At 37.6% G+C, this 20,104-nt stretch carries 20 protein-coding genes; 6 read left to right on the top strand and 14 right to left on the bottom strand.

What is annotated here, in order from left to right; all coding sequences use genetic code 11:
• Window positions 1–35 precede the first annotated feature (35 nt).
• Window positions 36–1,178 carry a sensor histidine kinase gene (locus N178_RS19945; protein WP_045294385.1) on the top strand — a complete coding sequence of 381 codons (1,143 nt, stop codon included), beginning with the start codon at window positions 36–38 and terminating at the stop codon, window positions 1,176–1,178.
• Entirely contained in the window at window positions 1,175–1,777 is a 603-nt protein-coding gene (locus N178_RS19940; protein ID WP_013056197.1) for a response regulator transcription factor, read from the top strand. Before N178_RS19945 ends, N178_RS19940 begins: the two co-directional genes overlap by 4 nt.
• Window positions 1,778–1,810: 33 nt before the next feature.
• On the opposite strand, the gene N178_RS19935 is transcribed toward N178_RS19940, so the two are convergent.
• Both N178_RS19935 and N178_RS19930 read right to left on the bottom strand, forming a co-directional pair.
• Window positions 1,811–2,335: a cupin domain-containing protein gene (locus tag N178_RS19935; RefSeq protein WP_045294394.1), complete on the bottom strand. Its 525-nt coding sequence runs from the start codon at window positions 2,333–2,335 to the stop codon at window positions 1,811–1,813.
• A gap of 339 nt (window positions 2,336–2,674) precedes the next feature.
• Window positions 2,675–2,992 carry a hypothetical protein gene (locus N178_RS19930; protein WP_045294384.1) on the bottom strand — a complete coding sequence of 106 codons (318 nt, stop codon included), beginning with the start codon at window positions 2,990–2,992 and terminating at the stop codon, window positions 2,675–2,677.
• Window positions 2,993–3,484: 492 nt separating this feature from the next.
• Between N178_RS19930 and N178_RS19925 the strand changes: the two genes are divergently transcribed.
• The gene (locus tag N178_RS19925) at window positions 3,485–4,036 is read left to right on the top strand and encodes a TVP38/TMEM64 family protein (RefSeq protein ID WP_045294383.1); all 552 of its coding nucleotides are present in this window, start codon (window positions 3,485–3,487) and stop codon (window positions 4,034–4,036) included.
• An 88-nt stretch (window positions 4,037–4,124) separates the two neighbouring features.
• The gene (locus tag N178_RS19920; RefSeq protein WP_045294382.1) at window positions 4,125–4,424 is read left to right on the top strand and encodes a hypothetical protein; all 300 of its coding nucleotides are present in this window, start codon (window positions 4,125–4,127) and stop codon (window positions 4,422–4,424) included.
• Window positions 4,425–4,451: 27 nt separating this feature from the next.
• On the opposite strand, the gene N178_RS19915 is transcribed toward N178_RS19920, so the two are convergent.
• The 4 genes from N178_RS19915 to N178_RS19900 all read right to left on the bottom strand — a co-directional run bounded on the left by N178_RS19915 (window position 4,452) and on the right by N178_RS19900 (window position 8,283).
• Window positions 4,452–5,237 (bottom strand): ABC transporter ATP-binding protein, encoded by a 786-nt coding sequence (locus tag N178_RS19915; RefSeq protein WP_045294381.1) that lies wholly within the window; start codon window positions 5,235–5,237, stop codon window positions 4,452–4,454.
• A gap of 20 nt (window positions 5,238–5,257) precedes the next feature.
• Window positions 5,258–6,238, bottom strand: a complete 981-nt coding sequence (locus tag N178_RS19910) for a FecCD family ABC transporter permease (RefSeq protein WP_045294379.1) — start codon at window positions 6,236–6,238, stop codon at window positions 5,258–5,260.
• On the bottom strand, window positions 6,235–7,242 hold the full coding sequence (locus N178_RS19905) for a FecCD family ABC transporter permease (protein ID WP_045294378.1): 1,008 nt from the start codon (window positions 7,240–7,242) through the stop codon (window positions 6,235–6,237). The genes N178_RS19910 and N178_RS19905 overlap by 4 nt, the downstream gene beginning before the upstream one ends.
• A 90-nt stretch (window positions 7,243–7,332) precedes the next feature.
• Window positions 7,333–8,283 carry an ABC transporter substrate-binding protein gene (locus N178_RS19900; RefSeq protein ID WP_045294377.1) on the bottom strand — a complete coding sequence of 317 codons (951 nt, stop codon included), beginning with the start codon at window positions 8,281–8,283 and terminating at the stop codon, window positions 7,333–7,335.
• A 261-nt stretch (window positions 8,284–8,544) separates the two neighbouring features.
• Here N178_RS19900 and N178_RS19895 point away from each other — a divergent pair, with 261 nt between their 5' ends.
• Both N178_RS19895 and N178_RS19890 read left to right on the top strand, forming a co-directional pair.
• Window positions 8,545–9,414, top strand: a complete 870-nt coding sequence (locus tag N178_RS19895; protein ID WP_045294376.1) for a permease — start codon at window positions 8,545–8,547, stop codon at window positions 9,412–9,414.
• Window positions 9,415–9,430: 16 nt separating this feature from the next.
• Entirely contained in the window at window positions 9,431–10,267 is an 837-nt protein-coding gene (locus N178_RS19890; protein WP_045294375.1) for a TIGR03943 family putative permease subunit, read from the top strand.
• Window positions 10,268–10,305: 38 nt separating this feature from the next.
• On the opposite strand, the gene N178_RS19885 is transcribed toward N178_RS19890, so the two are convergent.
• From N178_RS19885 to N178_RS19850, 8 genes are all read right to left on the bottom strand, one after another.
• The gene (locus N178_RS19885) at window positions 10,306–13,074 is read right to left on the bottom strand and encodes a bifunctional diguanylate cyclase/phosphodiesterase (protein ID WP_045294374.1); all 2,769 of its coding nucleotides are present in this window, start codon (window positions 13,072–13,074) and stop codon (window positions 10,306–10,308) included.
• A gap of 86 nt (window positions 13,075–13,160) precedes the next feature.
• Window positions 13,161–13,688, bottom strand: coding sequence for a GNAT family N-acetyltransferase (locus N178_RS19880; protein ID WP_045294373.1), 528 nt, complete (start codon window positions 13,686–13,688; stop codon window positions 13,161–13,163).
• A gap of 109 nt (window positions 13,689–13,797) precedes the next feature.
• A complete protein-coding gene (locus N178_RS19875) occupies window positions 13,798–14,349 on the bottom strand; it encodes a hypothetical protein (RefSeq protein ID WP_013056190.1) in 552 nt (183 codons plus the stop codon).
• A 342-nt stretch (window positions 14,350–14,691) separates the two neighbouring features.
• On the bottom strand, window positions 14,692–15,453 hold the full coding sequence (locus tag N178_RS19870) for a serine hydrolase (protein WP_237758550.1): 762 nt from the start codon (window positions 15,451–15,453) through the stop codon (window positions 14,692–14,694).
• Between the two features lie 14 nt (window positions 15,454–15,467).
• On the bottom strand, window positions 15,468–16,475 hold the full coding sequence (locus tag N178_RS19865) for an ABC transporter ATP-binding protein (protein ID WP_045294369.1): 1,008 nt from the start codon (window positions 16,473–16,475) through the stop codon (window positions 15,468–15,470).
• 12 nt (window positions 16,476–16,487) lie between these two features.
• Window positions 16,488–17,396, bottom strand: a complete 909-nt coding sequence (locus N178_RS19860; RefSeq protein WP_045294367.1) for a C40 family peptidase — start codon at window positions 17,394–17,396, stop codon at window positions 16,488–16,490.
• A 31-nt stretch (window positions 17,397–17,427) separates the two neighbouring features.
• Window positions 17,428–18,372, bottom strand: a complete 945-nt coding sequence (locus N178_RS19855) for a S66 peptidase family protein (RefSeq protein ID WP_045294365.1) — start codon at window positions 18,370–18,372, stop codon at window positions 17,428–17,430.
• An 88-nt stretch (window positions 18,373–18,460) separates the two neighbouring features.
• Complete coding sequence (locus N178_RS19850; protein WP_045294363.1) at window positions 18,461–20,104, bottom strand: peptide ABC transporter substrate-binding protein; 1,644 nt, start codon at window positions 20,102–20,104, stop codon at window positions 18,461–18,463.

The raw sequence follows: 20,104 nt of genomic DNA, 5'->3' as shown, positions 1-20,104 counted from the left end.
TAATAGTGTATTTTAACAAGCAAATGAGGTTCTTTATGAAAAAATATACGTTTTTCCAAAAAATCACTGGGCTATCTCCTTACATATGGACGGTATTTGCCATTTTACCATTTTATTTTATCTTACAGTCTTCATCCATGAATCACATTATTCTTGGCTCTTTACTCACCATCTTATTTTTTATTTTCTATCGTTTTGCATTTGTTTCAACAGACAAGTCCGTTTACGTCTGGACGGCTTTATTAATCGTCATTTCCTTAGCCCTAACAACGATTTTTAATTATATTTACTTTGCTTTTTACTTCGCTTTTTTTATCGCTTATTTTATTGGAAATATCCACAAGCGGCTCGCTTTCTTCACTTTGTATGCTGTTCATTTGATCAGCACCGTTATTTCGGTAAACTTTAACGTTGTTATGCAAGAAGAGATCTTTTTAAAACAGCTGCCTTTCATTTTTGTAATTTCCATCAGTGTGATTGTACTGCCATTTAGCATTTATAACCGGAAGAAGCGAGACCGACTGGAAGAACAGCTGGAAGATGCAAATAAACGTATTTCTGAGCTTGTAAAACAGGAAGAGCGCCAGCGTATAGCTCGCGACCTGCACGATACGTTAGGGCAAAAGCTGTCTCTTATCGGTCTAAAAAGTGATTTAGCAAGAAAACTTATTGCAAAAGATCCTGAAAAAGCAAAATCAGAATTAAAAGATGTCCAGCAAACAGCGCGCACGGCTCTTAATGAAGTGAGAAAAATGGTTTCCCAAATGCGTGGAATCCGCCTTAGCGAAGAACTAAAACGCGTTCAAGAGCTTTTAGAAGCTGCCGAAATTACGTTTGTAGGAGAAAAGGCTATTTCACTAGAGAATGTGTCTTTGCTAATTGAAAATATTCTTAGCATGTGCTTAAAAGAAGCAGTAACCAATGTGGTCAAACATAGTCAAGCCACCGTTTGCACGATTACTTTACATCAGTCTGCAAAAGAAGTAGGCATAACGGTAGAAGACAATGGAGTGGGTATTAATACGAAAAAAACCTGCTGGGAAGGAAACGGTCTTTTAGGAATGAAAGAGCGGTTGGAGTTTGTAAACGGCCATCTTGATATCTCCAGTCAAGGGGGGACGATTATTCATATTACAGTTCCAAACATCGTCAAACATATTAAGGAGGAACAATTATGATTCGAATTGTCATTGCCGAAGATCAGCAAATGATGTTAGGAGCTTTAGGCTCTTTGTTAAATTTAGAAGATGACATGGAAGTTGTCGGAAAAGCTTCAAATGGGGAACAAGCGGTATCACTTGCTAAGCAGCATCAGCCAGATATATGCGTAATGGATATCGAGATGCCTCTTAAAACTGGGCTTGAAGCTGCAGAGGAACTGAAAGATTTAAACTGCAAAGTCATCATTTTGACAACGTTCGCTCGCTCCGGCTATTTTCAAAGAGCTTTGAAAGCAGGCGTGAGTGGATACTTGCTAAAAGATAGTCCAAGTGAAGAACTCGCAAATTCAATTCGAAGCGTGATGGCAGGCAGGCGCCTCTATGCTCCAGAATTAGTGGATGACTTATATAGTGAATCTACCAGTCCTCTTACAGCAAGAGAGAAAGAAGTATTAGCTCTAGTAGCTGATGGAAAAAACACAAAAGAAATTGCTGATGAACTATCTATTAAGACTGGAACAGTGCGCAACTATATTTCTACCATTCTGGACAAACTCGAAGTAAAGAACCGCATTGAAGCCATTACTCGCTTTAAGGAAAAAGGCTGGTTCAAATGAAAAAAGCATGCATCAAACCGAGATGCATGCTTTTTAATCATTTGGCAATTTATCGTACCCTAATTTGTCGATGATCACGACATGCTCGGGGAATTCATCAAGCAGCTGCTGTTTTGTGAATAATTCAAAGTCACGGAAATCAAAGCCTGGTGCGACCATACATCCTACCAGGGAAAACGTATTCTCATTTGCGACAGAGGAACCGAAAATGGTATCTCTTGGAACTAAAAATTGAGGAACTTCTCCATTTTCTAAGTTTGTACCTAGTTTTACTTCTTGATAAGTTCCGTCGCGGTAGATAATATGAATGGTTAAAGGACTTCCCCCATGATAGTACCATAATTCATCTGATTGCAGCCGGTGGAAATGTGATACATCTTGAGACCTTAATAAAAAATAAATACTTGTATATAGAAATCGTTTATCATTAAACTGCGATGACACTTCTTTATCAGAAATTTCATCATTGGAGCGATAGGTTTGCTTATAAAACCCTCCTTCTGGATGAGGCTGCAGCTCGAGCTTTGAAATCCAATATTCCCACTTATGTACGTCCATTACGTTCCTTCCCTTCCTCTTTCTTTTATCATTAACTACATCATAGTAAATCATTCTTTCTAACACAACAAACGGCTTCATTATTCCATGAGGAAAAATGAAGCCGCTTACCACTGGTATCTTATCATTACATCCTACCCTTTCTGTTAGCACGGCTATATCTATACCTGCTAGAATGGCAGCAATGAAATAAATATGTCATATACAAATCTAACTGAAATCGATCTCCCTCAATGAAACATTGAAACGGCTGTTCTCTACCTTGATAAATTTCCACAGATGAACGCTGCTTAAACGGGACAATATTCATCTCTTTTCCCCCTCAGAAAGATGTACTTTTTAGTGTAAATGCTGATGACAAACGTAATATTTTTTGATAAAAGTGAGGGCTGCGTTTGCATCTTGAATGCCAAGCTTTTTACAAACGCCAGCTAACATTAGCAGTTTGTACATAACCAGCTTTTGATTATTTGTTGCCAGGACGTAATAAACAATCGTATTAGCAACTGCCCGCGGTAATCTTATTTTTTTCAACTCATATAACGCAGCAGATGAAGACATGCCTGCTTCGTTTAAAATCTGCTCGGTTGTGTACGTCTCCAAATAGCGAGCAAGCTTTCTTTCTTTATTGTTAAATATACCTTTAGAATCGTTCATTTTCTCTCCCTCTGTTATTTTAATAATCCATTAAATGCTGCATTAATTAGCCATAATGCGATAGCTCCCCCTGATAAATAAGTGCTGAGATAGAATAATAGTTCCATATACCTCCCTCCCATTTCTATCTTACCTCTTCATTCCCCTAGCTGCAGTGATATTCATCACAGTAAAAAGTATATTGTTGAGCTGCTGAATAGCTCCGCAAAAGAGCTCGTGAGAAAGGTCTCACGAGCTGCTTAGTTAGCTTTTTTATTTTCGGATAATGCGTTTAAAAATCATAATAATTAATAATACAACCACAATAACAAGCAAAAATTTCAACATGAGTTGTCCATCCCTTCAAATGAGTAAATCATCTTTCATTAGTAAGTAGTTACCCTGTTTCGTTTTTTATAAACTGCATACTGCTTATTTCATGCCAAAAATTATATAATAGTAGAAAATGAGCTTACATTAGCCCTACATATAAAACATAAACGGGAGTATAACATGGCTGACTACCTTCAAACATTTCTGGTTGAACACTTAGAAGCAGCAGAGCTTATTAGTGTTCTCTTGAACATCCTTATTAGCATTACGGGCGTATTTCCTAGCGCGCCCCTTACGTTCGTAAATGTAAAATTATTTGGTTTTTGGAACGGATTTTTGCTTTCTTTTATTGGAGAAGTTTTAGGTGTAGCTCTCTCTTTTTGGCTGTACCGAAAAGGTTTCCGTACACTTGTTCATACAAAAACACCTTCTCACTCCAAGTGGCTAAAGCTGCTGCGCGTACAAGGGAAAGAGAGTTTTATATTCATTCTTTCTTTGCGATTACTTCCCTTTGTTCCATCAGGCCTCATTACATTCTTCAGCGCTGTAGGACAAGGCTCCTTTGCGGTATTCATTTCTGCTAGCGCACTTGGAAAAATTCCAGCGCTTTTTATTGAAGTTTATTCGGTTTATCATATTTCCCAAGGATCTATGCAAGGCAAAATCATCTTAGTGGTTTTATCCATTATTTTACTTTTTTACATAAGTAAAAAATGGAAGAAAAAAGCTTAACAGACCATAAAAAGGGAAGACTATCTAAAAATAAGTAAAAACATTATCTTATGTAACTGTAATAAGATAACGTACTGGAGATGGTCTATTGATTTTCCTGTTGGTTTCTGGAAGTATTATTGTTCCTGTTATCATGCTCTTTTTCTCACTCAAATGGAAAGGAGCAGAGCTAGTTTTTAATACGCTAGCCCTTCTTTCAGCGCTGGTATTTGGAAATATAGCTGCTGCTTCTATCTACCGTATCTTAAAAAACCATACTGTTTTTATGACGAGCATTCATGCAATCTTTTTAAATTCAGCTTTTTTATTAACCGGTGCATATCTTGGAATCTATGTATTGTATAAACTGTTAGCTCTGATCTTAAATGTAAAACAGCGTACTATGTAAAAATAGTACGCTGTTTTAAAACGCAGTTTATTTTATAATTCCAGTTGGTATGCATAAAGGTGAACCATCAACCGGATTTTGAATAATAGTTGAGGATAAATTAAACACATCTCTTATCATTTCTTCTGTAAATACTTGAGCAGAAGAACCTTCTTTGTAAATCTGACCGTTTGAAATACTGATTAAATGGTCTGCATAGCGAGCTGCTTGGTTTAAATCGTGTAAGACCATCACAATTGTACAATTTCTCTTTTGGTTTAAGGAACGAAGAAGTTCAAGCACTTCAATCTGATGAGCTAAATCTAAATATGTGGTAGGCTCATCCAAAAGCAGAAGCTCCGTACCCTGTGCCAATGCCATTGCAATCCATGCTCTCTGACGCTGTCCTCCAGAGAGAGCATCCAGTGTACGATGACTTAAATTAGACAGTTTGGTTGCCTGTAAAGCCTCCTCTACAACTTGATGATCTTCAGCAGAATAGCGAGCAAATAAGCCCTTATGAGGGTGACGACCGTAATAGCACAGCTCTTTTACTGTTAAATCTTCAGGAGCTTCAGGAGCTTGAGGCAAAATAGCCAGTTTTTTTGCTACTTCTTTTGATGAATGACGATGAATATCTTTTCCATTTAAATATATACTTCCTTCTGTAGGCTTTAATAAACGGGCCAATGAACGAAGGATTGTTGATTTTCCGCAGCCATTTGATCCAATGATTATGCTTACCTTTCCTTCTGGAATGTGAAGGTCAATATTACGAATAACAGAAGTTGAATCATATGATAGTGAAAGTTTTTCAGCAGTTAATTTTGTCATTACTGTGTTCCTCCTTTCCTCTATTTTTTCTGCTCACGGCGCAGTAAATATAGAAAATAAGGGGCGCCAATAACAGCTGTTACGATTCCAGCTGGAATCTCAACGGGCGGCATAACCCCTCTTCCTAAACTATCAGCAATTAGCAGGAATAAAGCACCTACTGCTGCCGAAACTGGTAACAAGAATTTCGAACGGCTTCCTACTAACCTCCTGCCAATATGAGGAGCAATTAAACCAATAAAACCAATTGACCCAACCACTGCTACAGATAACCCTGTCAATATCACAGCCATACTCAATAGTGTATAACGAACGTATTTCGTTCGCTCTCCTAAGCCAACTGCAATCTCATCTCCTAAGTTTAAAATGTCGAGCTTAGATGCAAATATAATAATAAAAGGCACGAGTGCAACACAAGGAATTAACATCCAAAGCTCACTCCAGCCTCTTCCCCATAAACTTCCTGTGAGCCAAAGAAGAGTTGTATTCACGTCATCTGGAAACTTAATCATAAAATACTGAATTCCAGCCTGACAAATAGCTCCTAACGCTACGCCAACTAAAGCCAGCGTATGAGGTTTAGCTCCTTGAGAGTAGGAAAACACCATAAGTATAACGGCTATGGCTGCTGCTCCTAAAAAAGCTGAAAGCGGCAGCAGAAGCATAGAAGCAGTTGGACATACAATTAAGATGAAAACGGCGAATAGCCCCGCTCCTTTTGTTACACCGATAACATCGGGAGAAGCCAGTGGATTTTTTAATATCCCTTGTAAAATAGCTCCTGCTACTGCTAAAGCCGCACCTACAACAATAGCAATGAGAGTGCGTGGAATACGATAATTCGTTAAAATAAATGAACTTCCTGGAGAACTTCCAATTATTTGCTGAAAGATTTCTCCAGGGGAAATATAAACGGCTCCTACCCCTAAGCTAATTACAATCGTGATTATTAAACATAAAAATAAGATACTTAACATTTGATAAGGGTGCTTTCTTTTCATTGCTTAATATTCCTCCCTTTTCTAGCAAGGTATAAAAAGAAAGGCGCTCCAATAAGAGCTGTTACAATCCCTACTGGTGACTCAAAAGGATATGCAATGAAACGAGACAGTACATCAGCATAAACAAGCAAAATGGCTCCTAGTAGTGCTGAAAATGGCAGAATTCGCTGGTAGTCTCCCCCTACTAATTTTCTAGCTATATGAGGTACAATGAGACCTACAAACCCAATTGGCCCCGCAACAGCAACAGATGCACCGGCGAGCATAATGACTAGTATACCTGCAAAAAAGCGAATCCATTTTACCTTTTCTCCTAACCCTGTTGCCATATTTTCTCCTAGTACTAGAATCGATATAGAGCGAGAAGATCCAAAAGCTAGGAGAAGACCTAAAAACGACCAAGGTAAAAGAATTTTTACATGAGTCCAGTCTTTCCCGTTAATAGAACCTACAAGCCAATACAAAACGTCCGTAGCTTGTTCATTTAGCACAATTACTCCTTGAGTAAGTGACGATAAAAATAAATGCACAGCCATTCCGGCAAGTGCTAGCTTCACATGAGTTGTCTTTCCTCCCGATGCGAACAAATAAACAGTCATTCCTCCTAAAGCTGCTCCTAAAAAGGCAATATACACAGTTGATTGAGAGGTAAGGTCAGGAAATAAAATAAAAGCTATTACAATCGCTAATGAAGCACCAGCATTTACCCCAAACACTTGGGGTGAGGCAAGCGAATTTCGTGTAATAGCTTGCATCAATGCTCCAGCAGCTGCCAAGCTGGCTCCAATAAGAGCTGCCAGCACAGCTCTTGGCAGTCTAAGCGTCTGTACGATTGTTGTCTGCTTAGAGTCATCAGGCGCAAAAATTGCCTTAATTACCTCTGTAAAGCTGACAGCAGAAGATCCGACAGCCACATGCAAAATCATTCCGATGATTAACAAACAAACGCTAGCTAGCAACACAATATATTTATTCATTTTTTGCTTTTGGACAAGATTTGTCATTTCCAACACACTTTCTACAGTTTTCTTTTCTAAACAAATAGAAGCAAGAATAGAATAACTATTCTCGCCTCTTTGTCAGACTCTGTTATGTTACTGCTGCTTATTGTTTAGTAACTTAACCGTATCTTTTCCAATCGCCTCAGCTGAAATCACTCCTCGGAATCTTGTCCATAAATCACGGTCTACTACAAAAACTTTATCATTTTTAACAGCTTTTAAATTTTCCCAAAGAGGATTTGTTTTCCATTCATCCGTTACAAGTTTACCTTCGTTATTTGCTAGGATTAAAATATCTGGATTAATGTCTGACAACTGTTCTAAATTCATCTCAGCATATGCTTCTTTGTTTTTCACAGCGTTCTTCAACCCTAGCTTTTCAAGGAACTCTCCGTCATAAGAAGAAGACGTATGCGCTTGGAAAGAAGTATCTCTGACAACTGCTGGTAAGACTGTCTGACCACTTTCTTCTTTTAACTCATTTTTTAATTTTGAAATTGTTTCTTCATGCTCATTTAAGCGCTGTTCTGCTTTTTTTTCTTTTCCTACTGCTTTCGCAATTGTTTTAAATGAATCTATATTTTCTTCATATGTAGATTCACGGCTTTTCAATTCAATTGTAGGCGCAATTTTGTTTAATTCTTTATAAATTGCTTTATGACGCTGCACATCGGCAATAATTAAGTCCGGCTGCAGGGAACTAATTACTTCTAAATTTGGCTGTTGACGTGTTCCTACTGAAGTATAATTGATTTTCCCACCTACGAGTTTTTCAATCATATCTTTTTTGTTGTCGTCTGCAATTCCTACTGGCTTCATTCCTAAACCTTGCAAAGCATCTACAAAAGATAGTTCAAGGACAACGACTTTTTTTGGATTTTTAGGAACTTTTGTTTTCCCAAGCTCATGCTGAACAGATACCTTTTGACTATTATCTGAATTTTCTTTTGATGAATTTTGAGTTGACCCACACCCTGCTAGAACAAATAAAATAGAAACAATAGCAGCTATACTGGCCAGTCTGAACTTTTTAACTTGCTTCATTTTAACGCTTCCTCCTATGTATATACTCTTTTTGACGCTGATAATCATTATCATCAATGTTATCTGTTAATTAAAGTTGCGTCAATAGTTTTATCGTAATATGGGACATTTTTTGAATAAATAACAGAAAAATCCTTTTAATCCCTTTCTTGAAAAAGCTTTATTCCCTTCCTTTTTTACGATACACTATCTGTAAGTTGACCAAATTCAACTTTATTGTACTAATGCACTTTTAAATAATCTTAATTTGGAGTGAAGATAGTGAATTCGTCTCTATTACAAATGAATACTATATTTATTAGTATTCTCATCGAAGCCCTTCCTTTTGTATTACTAGGCGTAATCATTTCAGGAATTATTCAAATTTTTGTAACTGATGAAATGATGGCTCGAGTTATTCCTAAAAATAAAATAGGTGCTGTCCTATTAGCTAGTGTGATTGGAGCTCTTTTTCCAGCCTGCGAATGTGGAATTGTTCCTATTACTAGACGTTTAATGGCAAAAGGAGTTCCTCTTTACGCTGCTATTCCTTTTATGCTAACAGGTCCTATTATTAATCCAGTTGTTTTATTTTCTACCTTTGTAGCTTTCGGGAATGATTGGAAGATAGTATTGTATCGTGCAGGAGTAGCTTTTATTGTTTCCTTACTTGTAGGTCTCATTTTAAGTTTTCAGTTTAAAACACCTCAGACGAAACGTGAGGTTCATCTGCGTACTTCCCCCAAAAAAATGAGTGCGAAGCTTTCAGAAGCTACCCGTCATACGATTGATGAGTTTTTTTCTGTTGGGAAATTTCTGATTATCGGAGGATTAATTGCAGCCGGGATGCAGACGTTTGTTAAGACATCTACCCTATTTTCGTTAGGACAAGGCGATGTTTCATCAAACGCGGTAATGATGGGACTTGCATACGTATTATCGCTTTGTTCTTCTGCAGATGCGTTTATCGCTTCCTCGTTTCGCAGTACGTTTACAGACAGTGCTATTGTTTCATTCTTGGTATTTGGTCCAATGTTTGACATTAAGAATACGCTGATGATGCTAAGCCAGTTTAAGACTAAATTTGTCTTTACACTTTTAGCTTATGTTTTTATTTTAGTACTTATTGTTTCGATTTTAATTGTTCATTAATAAGGAGGGATTTAGCATGATTCGTATTTTAATTTTAATAGGGTTTACGTTCATCTTCATGCACCTTCATGCAACTGGGGATATCTCAAAATATATTAATATGAAATATTCTTGGATTTCATTTTGTACTATCTTTGTACTTTGGTTTTTAACTATCGCAGAATTAATCTTTTACATGATAGGTCCTAAAAAACATGATGATGATTGTAGCTGTGGATGTGCCCATAACCATCAAGAAAGCAAATGGAAACGAAGAGCATGGTACCCAATTTATATTTTACCTGTACTCACTGTCTTATTTTTACCTGTCGCAACCCTGGATTCTAACATTGTTGAAGCTAAAGGATTTCATTTTCCAATTTATGATAAAAAAGATCCTTATTCTTCTCATCAATTTTTACAGCCGGACACAAGTTCTTTTTACGGCGAAGAAGCCTATGACCAAATGATTCATCGTGACCTTAAAAAATTTTCTAAAGGAGATAATATCAACTTAGAAGATGAGGAATTTTTAAATGCAATGGAAACTATTTACCGATATCCTGGTGAATTCAGTGGCAAAACCATTTCTTTTAAAGGATTTATGTATCAAACAAAGGAGCTAAAAAAGAATCAGTATTTTCTTTTTCGTTTTGGTATTATTCATTGTATTGCAGATTCAGGGGTATTTGGAATGCTCATTGAGTTTCCAGATGACGCTGATTTTAAAAATGATGACTGGGCAACTGTTACAGGCGAAGTTAGTACAATGTACTATCAGCCGTTCAAAAAAACCATTCCTGTTTTGAAAGTAACAAAAATGAAGCGTGAGCAGACTCCAAAGGATCCTTATGTATATCGAAATAACCAATAATTAAAAGCCGTTCTTTTAAATAAGAACGGCTTTTTACATTAATGAACAAATTCCATTTTTTCTTCGATTTTGTGAAATTTCTCATAAAATTCTTCCGCTGAAATCGGTTTGGAGAAATAGTATCCCTGCACTTCATCACATTTTTCTTTATGAAGAAGTTCTACTTGTTCAACTTCTTCTACACCTTCTGCTACGACGGATAGCTGCAAACTTTTGGCTAGTGTAATAATGGCTCTGACAATCGATACTTCCGTTGTATTAGGATCTAAATCTTTAATAAAAGACCGGTCAATTTTCAGCGTATGAATAGGCAGCTTCTGAATATAGCTGAATGAGGAATATCCTGAGCCAAAATCATCAATCGAAATAAATACTCCTGCATCTTTTAAAATTTGTAGCTTTTCGATTGTTTGCTCAACATGCTTCATCGTTACACTTTCCGTAATTTCAAGTTCCAAATATCGTGGTTCTAACTCTACTTCACGCAAGACATCTAACACATAATCAACAAAATCCGTTGTACCAAAATCCACACTTGATATGTTCACACTCATTTTTAAGGGAGGTAGTCCTTGAAGCTGCCAATACTTATTTTGATGGCACGCTTTTTTTAATACCCACTTCGTCAGTGTAACAATAACGCCTGTTTCTTCAGCAATCGGAATAAATTCTGCAGGAGAAATGACGCCCATCTCGGCATGAGTCCACCGGATCAAAGCCTCCACTCCAACAATATGGCCACTTTGAATATTGACTTTGGGCTGATAGTGAAGCTCCATTTCGCCCAGCTCAAAAGCCTTGCGTAAACCATCTTCAATTCTCATTCGTCGCGTAGTATGAACCTGCATTTGTTTTTGATAAAACAGATAATGATTACGCCCTTGTTTTTTGACTTCGTACATCGCTAAATCAGCATGGCGAACTAGCACTTCAAGTGAACTTCCATCTTTAGGAAATAAACTAACTCCGATGCTTACCCCTAAATAAACATCTCTCGATAGCACTACAAAAGGAGTGGATAAGCAGTCATTTAATGATTGACAGATTTTTTTCACTTCTTCATCTGTCCTATCATGCAGTAAAACTAAAAACTCATCTCCTCCAAAACGCGAAAGCACATCTTGGTTTCTTAGGCAGCTCTTCATTCGATCGACAACCTGAAGCATAAGCTGATCTCCAGCATGATGACCAAGCGTGTCATTTACCTGTTTGAAACGATCGAGGTCTAAAAATAAGAAATGAAGCTTTTTTCCTGAAGCAGCTGCTGAATCAATGGATTTCTCTACAATGTTTGAAAACATACTTCTATTTGGTAAATCTGTTAGCATATCGTGAAAAGCCATATATTGAAGCGATTCTTGAGCTTTTTTCTGCTCCGTTACATCTCTAGTTACTGTCTGAAAAAGCGTCTCTCCATTAATTTGAATGAGCGTAGATTTTACTTCTAAAAAGAGTTCCTTACCTAACGCATTAAACATTTTCAACTGAGCTAATGGAGGTCTTGGCTCATCTTTTCTATCTTTTACTGCCTTCAATCCTTTTTTAATATCAGGAACTTGTTCAGATGAAAAGAAATCGTATAACGATTTACCAACGAGCTGGTCTTCACTTACTCCTAAAAGCTGAATCATAGCATCATTAACGGACACGACCTCTTTTTCTCGATGGACCATAATTGCCAATGGAGAGGAGTAAAACAAGTTTTCATAGCGATTTTTTGCTTCAATCAACGTTTTTTCCGCTTCACGCTCTTGTGTCATATTGCGGATATACAGCATATACTCAACCGTCTCTTCAATCGCTACCGCCATAACCGTTATCTCAACCGTAACTTCTCTATTACTTATCAAAAGAGAGTGCTCAGTTCGTCCGTCTTGTAGAGAAGAAAATTTATAGAATGGCAGCAGCTTAACAACATCACTCCCGATTACATCTGATGCTTTAAGAGAGAAAAGCGTTTCTGCCGCATAATTGAGCGATAAAACATGTCTTTTTTCATCAATCACCAAAATAGCATCCAGGGCCGATTCAAAAAAAGCCCATTTTAACACTTCTTGTTTTTGTACGCGTCGATCCATAAAAATGGTTAAAAACACAGCCGTAAATAGGCAGGCAATAAAAAAAATAATAACAGCGGATAAATATATTGGATTTAAAGCAAAACCGTTTGATTGTTCAGACATTGACATTCCTGAAAAAGAAGCTGCCTGCATGCCCGTATAGTGCATACCAGCAATTGCAATGCCCATAATAGTAGAACAAATAAGCTTAGCAAAAACGGTAAGCTTCCCTTCATTTAGCTTTGAGTAAAAACCAAGCCACAAAGCTGTATTAGAAGCAGCAACAGCAATAAGAATAGAGAGAAAAACGATAAATGGATCATATGAAATCATAATTGGCTCCATTGCCATCATACCGGAATAGTGCATAAAAACAATTCCAGCTCCCATAAAGCTCCCCGCAATGGTGAGTGCCTTCATGCCTTTCTTTTGTTTGTGAATGAGGTAAAGGCCTATATAACATCCTGTTATCGCTCCCAAGATTGAGAGAAGAACAAACCATAAATTGTATGAAACATCTACGGGTAAGTGAAAAGCAAGCATTGCGATAAAATGCATGGACCAAATTCCTACTCCCAATGTAAATGCCCCGCTGATTAACCAAAACTGAATAAATTTTGCCCGGGAAATTTTCACACGATTAGCTAACCCAAAAGAAGCGTACGCCGCAGTAATAGCGATAAGGAAAGAGAGTGTAACGAGTAATTCATTGTACGTTCCTTCTAGTAAATGTGTATGATGATTCATTCATGACCTTCCTTCAATTCGTTCTTTTCTTTGTTATCGGTTAAGGCCCAAAAATATTTACTATTTCAAAAGAACTTCTGTTTGATTTACTTATTGCCTTTTGAACATCCTGACAATATCGTGCTCACTTTTTCCTTGTTGACGGTGTATAAACACGTACAGTCATCTGACTCATACGCCTCTTCTAGTTGAAACGAGAATTTTTTTAAAAGAGTAATTGAATCTTTATTATTAGGATCAACTTTTGCTTCAATCTCCTGTATATGAAACTCTTCAAAAGCTTTTTCTAGCAAAAGGCAGAGCGCTTCTGTCATGAGGCCTTTTTTCCAAAAAGGTCTGCCTAAATCATACCCTATCTCTGCTTGCTTTTTACCATAATCAATACGGTTTAGACCGCAGGTTCCAATAATCTCATCGGAAGTCTTTAATCGAATAGCATAGCGTGTTGCTTTTCCTTCTTTCATCAGACTTTGTAGAAGTGCAATCATGCTTTCCGCCTGATAAAGCGTCGTAAAGGGCTCAATATTCATATATCTAGTAACCTCTTCATCCGACCAATATGCAAAAACTTTAGAAGCGTCTTTTTTTTGAAGAGGAGATAAATATACCCTCATCAATGTTCTCCCTCCTTTTGATGAATGATGGAGCAAGACATTTTCATCTGCGCCTCTTTCACCTCTTAAAAAATCTCACATGGTGCACGGAACATGTGAGATTTGACATTTAACTATTTTTTGATTGTGCATCGCGCAGCTGGGTATATAAACGATTAATTGCTACAGTCATTGACTGTTCATAGGAATGGTGATCATAATAAACCGCTATATTTTTTAACATTTCATATGTTTGATGATCAAGCTGCACCTCAAGCGTAATTTTTTCATCAATTGTTGCTGTTTGCAAATGATGAGGCAAGTCCTCTTTTGTAGATACTTGCTCTGCAATATGAATTGCTTCTTCTACTGTTTCAATTCGGCCGTACTGATGCACCCATCTTCTGCCCATTTCAATCGTATCTTTTACAAACTGACGATTGGTAATGGTATCTTTAATATTAAATTGATGATCTGCCACATATACAGATTGATACAAGATTACACTGATCACTTCGTCTTTTAAATTTAATTTTCTCAACTCATCAATTAAGTCCGCTATATATTTAGGTAGCGGACTAAATGTCCCTCTCACTTCCTTAATTAAATCCATGGCAATGGATTCAGTTGAATTGCGTTTAAATGCTTTTATAATATCTATCATTACATGTTCGTTTGCCATACATACACCACCATTTATGAATCGAATAATTTCATGTTCCTTGCTGATTGGCATAGACATTCACTATTCGTTTAAAATATATACTATTATTCTATTATATAAAAAATATGAATAAGTTGGTATAGGATGAATGATTTATCATTATTTTTTCATGAATTTTTATGAAACAGAACATGTTTATTTATTACTAGCACAAATCCAGCACAGCAAACAATAGTCTCGCCAAAATTTAAGAAGACAAGCATTTATTATTAGTAAATGTGAGTTTCTCTTTAATAGAAGGCATTAAATAAAGAGGGACCAAACCAATCTGGCTTATTGAAGTAGATGGTCCAAAGATTTTTAAATGTTAGATGACAGAAGATATCCAATATCAGCAATCAATCTCCTTCCCTGTTCATTGTCACTTAGTCCATCTATCAAAACAACAGCATAATACGTTTCGTTACCTCGCATGAGAATAGCACTATCATGTTCTGCTCCCTGTAGTTCTCCAGTCTTATTCGCAGCTTGAAACGCTGATCCTATACGTGCTGGAAGCTTATGCTGAAACTGCTGCATTTCTAGCATTCTCATTATTTTTTCGCGGCTGGATTTTTTCAAAAGGTTTCCTTCATATATTTCCCTTAGGCACTCTACTACGTCAGAGGCGCACGTATAATTATCAACCCCTTGTTTAACAGCGGTTTCGTCCATCATATAGCGGTTTAAAACCGTTTTCTTTAACCCTATATTCCTAGCACATTCGTTAATTTTTTCAAATCCTACTAAAGAAATGAGCTCATTTGTAGCTGTGTTGTCAGAAACAATTATCATAAGGGTAAGCAGCTCTTCCACTTTAATATGTGTTAACTGCGGAAGAGCTCCAAGTACGCCTGCTCCGCCAACCGTGTTTTTTTCCGTTCTTTGAATGACAGATGTTAAAGTCAAGAGGCCCTCATCAACTTGACGAAACGCTTCTATTACAAGCAGCAGCTTGATTGTACTTGCTGCTCGTTGTTGGATAAAAGAATTAATCTGTATGGATTCTTTTCCTTCAATATGAATGCGTATAAGTCCATTATTACTCCGCTTCCATTTAGTAATGGTATCTTCTATTTTCATCCTTGCTTTTTCCATCATTTTGTCGCAGCTGTTTCAATATAGTTGTTACTCATTATCTTTTGATTGTATAAATGACAGGCCACAAAATGATTTTCTTCAACTTCCTGCCACTCTGGTTTTTGAATCTTACAAGCTGCTACTGCAAGAGGACAGCGCGTATTAAACACGCAGCCCGAGGGCGGGTTCATTGGGCTTGGCAATTCTCCTTTAAGAACAATTCGCTTGCGATTATCCTCAACGTCAGGATCAGGAATAGGAATAGCTGACAGTAGAGCTTGAGTGTAAGGGTGAAGCGGTTTTTGATACAGCTCCGAACTTGTTGTTAATTCTACTAAATGCCCTAAATACATAACTCCAATCCGACTGCTTATATGCTTTACCATCGACAAGTCATGTGCAATAAATAAATAAGTTAACCCTTTTTCTTTTTGGAGTTTTTTTAATAAATTAACTACTTGGGCCTGTACAGATACATCTAAAGCAGAAATAGGTTCGTCTGCAATAATGCATTCTGGATTTAACGCTAAAGCTCTCGCAATCCCTATGCGCTGGCGCTGCCCGCCGCTGAACTCATGAGGATAGCGGTTGGCATGATCACGATTTAACCCCACATCTTCTAGCAGCTCATACACCCGGTTCAGCATTTCTTTTTTATTCGAATAAAGTCCGTGAACCTCCATTGGTTCTGAGATAATCTCCTTTACGGTAGAACGAGGATTTAGTGAAGCATATGGATCTTGAAAAATCATTTGCATATTACGATGAAAAGCAAATTTCTCTTTCTCTGATAGCTCATGCACGTTTTTTCCTTTATAAAGCACCTCTCCCGATGTACGGTTATACAACCCAATGATTGTTCGCCCGGCAGTTGATTTTCCGCAGCCGGATTCACCAACAAGTCCAAATGTTTCTCCTTTTGAAATATGAAAAGACACGCCGTCTACTGCTTTCAAAACCTGCTTATTCGTAATCGAAAAATACTTGCTCAGCTGCTTTACTTCTAACAAATGCTTTGTTGTCATAACTGCCACCTCCTAATAATAGCGCCGGGCTGCGCACAGCTCTTCTTCATAAAGCGTTCCTTTTAATTCAATTAGTTCGACGGTTTTACCCGTTTTAGGTGAATGAAGCATTTTTCCGTTACCATAACAAATACCAACATGGTGGATAGACCCCCTCCCTTTTTTATAAGCGAAAAACAATAAATCTCCAGGTTGAATAGATTCTAATCCTACTTCTTTGCCTTGCCTTGCTTGATCGGTGGCATCTCTTGGAATAAGATAGCCGTTTGCTTTATGAGTAGCATAGGCAAACCCGGAACAATCATATCCCCAAGCACTCATGCCACCCCATAAATATGGAAGATTCAAAAACTGTTCTCCTGCTGCAATAATCATATCTCCAGTTCCTTTTGTTGCTTTACGGTTTCTATCCTCTATTACAACAGCATCTTGACGTTTTATTTTCCCACTGCCAACCGGCGTTTGAACCTCTAGCCATTCTTTATCTTCTTTTAAAAGAGGCAGCTGCGTTTGATAACTAATTTGCAAGGTTTCTTCCGCTAGATGCAGTGTTGCAATCGCTGCTGTTACCACTGCCGTTGGTTTATTTAATGGAGAATATTCAGCTTGGGAAATCAGTTGGTGGAAAGGAACCCACCCGGGATATCCTCTTTCATCCTTAGAAGAAAACTGAGAAGGAATAACGATTTTTGCCCATTTACCTTTCAGTTCCGTTACATATACTTCTTCTCCTAGCAACAGCTGCGTTTGAATCAAATTTTTCTCACAAAGCTCCAACCGACGTGTATACGTTAATTGCTCTAGCCATTTATCTAGTTTTACTGGGACACTTGTTGCATTGTCATCTATTTCTCTGCAAGAGTCATAGGAAGTCCACACGGTCGCCACAGCCACACAAACGTAATACGTTTTTTTATCCACCACTTATTTCTCCTCCCTGCAGGTTTAACCTTCAGCGTTCGACTTTATCTTTTGGGAATGTAATACCGGATTCAAATTCCACCATTCGTTCATACGTCGACATCGTGGCATAACTTCCAATCGCCACAGCTGTTTGAGGAGAGCAATGTCCGATGCGAAACCCTCTCATAACAGGCTTTTTTAAAGAAGTTAGGTAACTTGTTAATGCCTCTTCCAATGAAAGCGACTCTGTACGTTTTTTAGGATAGCAGTTATGAAAATCTCCGATAATAATTCCCGCTGCATCCTGCAGTTTATTGGCCATATACAGCTGTGTCATCATGCGGTCAATTTCATACGGCTCTTCGTCAATATCTTCAATAAATAAAATTTTATTTTTCGTATCTAGTTCAAATGGTGTGCCAAGCGTGCTTACCAGCAAAGTAAGATTTCCTCCTATCAGCTGACCAGTTGCTTCTCCTTCACAAATAGTGTCGAGCGAACTAATTTGATCCGTATAGCAAAAAGAACGGTGAGAAAATAATTGATAAAAAGCTTGCTTCGTCTCTATATGAACATCTTCTTTTCCGATATCCGACGAAAGCATTGGGCCGTGAAAGGTAACCAAACCTGTGCGCTGATGAATAGCCGTATGTAAAAACGTAATATCGCTATATCCCCAAAAAATCTTTGGGTTTCGCTTGATTAAATCGTAGTTTAATTGCGAGGCAAGCCTAGCAGTCCCGTACCCTCCGCATGCACAGATAATTGCCTTTACTTCCTTATTGGCAAACATCGCATGTATATCGGCTGCTCGCTGTTCATCGGTCCCTGCCAAGTACCCGTTTTTTTTATATAAATGCGCACCCGTTACGACGTTTAATCCTATTTCCTTTAAATATTCTAGTCCTTTTTTTAGATTGTGCTGATTAGGCGGACTAGCAGGTGCAATAACAGCTACTGTATCACCTTTTTGTAATCGTTTTGGTTTGATCATTTGTTACACTCCTTTTGTGTAAAGAAATGAAGAAAGTGAAACTTGGGTCAGAGGGGAATTGCAATCCCCTCTGACGAAAAGTTCCACTTTACTGTTTATCTGCCCACTTCAAATCTAAATAGCCAACAGGATGACGAACAATTCCAGATACGTTATCTTTTATTAAAAACACATAGTTGTAGAAATGGATAGGAATGATCGGCATCTCATCAAATAAAATACCTTCTGCTTTATACATAAGCTCAAAACGTTTTTTATTATCCGTTTCGTTCATAGCTTGTTTAATTAACTCATCATATTCTTTATTGCTCCAAGCTGTACGATTCATTGAATGACCCGTCTGGAAGCTCTCTAAAAAGTTAATTGGATCTGCATAATCAGCTAAAAATGAACTTCGTGACAGCTGAAACTTTAACGCTTTTTGTTCTTCTTGGAAAACATTCCATTCCATATTGGCAAGCTTTACATCTACACCTAGATTTTCTTTGAACATTTGCTGCAGTGCTTCTGCTATCTTTTTATGCGTATCGTCTGTACTGTATGTTAGCGTAACAGCTGGCAGCTTTTTATATCCTTCTTCTTTCATTCCTTTTTTCAGAAGTGCTTTTGCTTCTTTGCCGTCTGTTTTTAATAAGTCGCCGCCCGTTTTACGGAAATCCTTTCCATCTGCATCTTTAAATCCGTATGATACGAACCCGCGAGCTGGTTTTTCTTTATTTTTTGTAACAAAATTAACAATTTGATTTTGATCTACAGCCATTGCAAATGCTTTACGGATATTTTTGTTTTGAAAGGGCTCTTTATCTAAGTTAAAGCGGTAGAAGTAAGTTCCCGCTTGGTCTTCGATATGAACATCTCCATCTTTCAACAGCTTTTCACTTAAATCCGATGGAATTTCAGAAACATCTAGTTCTCCATTTTGATACATTTGATATTCTGTGTTTGTATTTTCAACAATTGCCCATTTTACCTTGTCGAGCTTTACCTTTTCAGCATCCCAATACTGATCGTTTCTTTCCATTACTAGATTACTGTTATGCTTCCATTGAGTTAATTTGAAAGGACCATTAGCAACAAACGAATCTGCTTCTGCAAACCATTTCGGGTTTTTGGTCGCTACTTTTTCATTAATCGGGAAAAACGCTGGATTGGAAACTACGCTTAAGAAGTAGGCTTGAGGACTTTTAAGCGTAACTTCAAAAGTTTTGTCATCTAGCGCTTTTACCCCTACTTGATCAGCAGTGCCTTTACCCGTATTAAATTCTTCTCCACCTTGAATAAAATAACCTAAAAACGCCGCTGGAGAACCAGTCTTAGGATCTAACAGCCTCTTCCAAGCAAATACAAAATCACTTGCTTTCACGTCATCTCCATTTGACCATTTAGCATCTTTTCGTAAATGAAACGTATAGACCTTTTTGTCCTCAGAGATATCCCATTTCTCGGCCATTGCTCCTTCAGGCTCATCGCTTTTTCCTAAACGAGTCAGCCCTTCCATTAAGTTATTAAGCATATTCCATGAATATGAATCAAACCCGATAGGCGGATCAAAAGACGTAGGTTCTGCGCCATTATTCATATAAAGGACCTTACCGTCTTCTTTTGCTGTACCGCTCTTCTTTTCTGGCTCCGCGCCTGAATCTTTTGTGGCCGTACAGGCAGCAAGTGTAAATATAAGTACACACATCATTAGTAAAGACCCTATTTTTTTCATCATTTCCCCCTCTTTCAT

It is taken from the genome of Priestia aryabhattai B8W22 (assembly GCF_000956595.1).
Taxonomy (GTDB): domain Bacteria; phylum Bacillota; class Bacilli; order Bacillales; family Bacillaceae_H; genus Priestia; species Priestia aryabhattai.
Note: the sequence above shows the minus strand (reverse complement) of the source record. Positions and strands in the feature narration are given on the sequence as shown.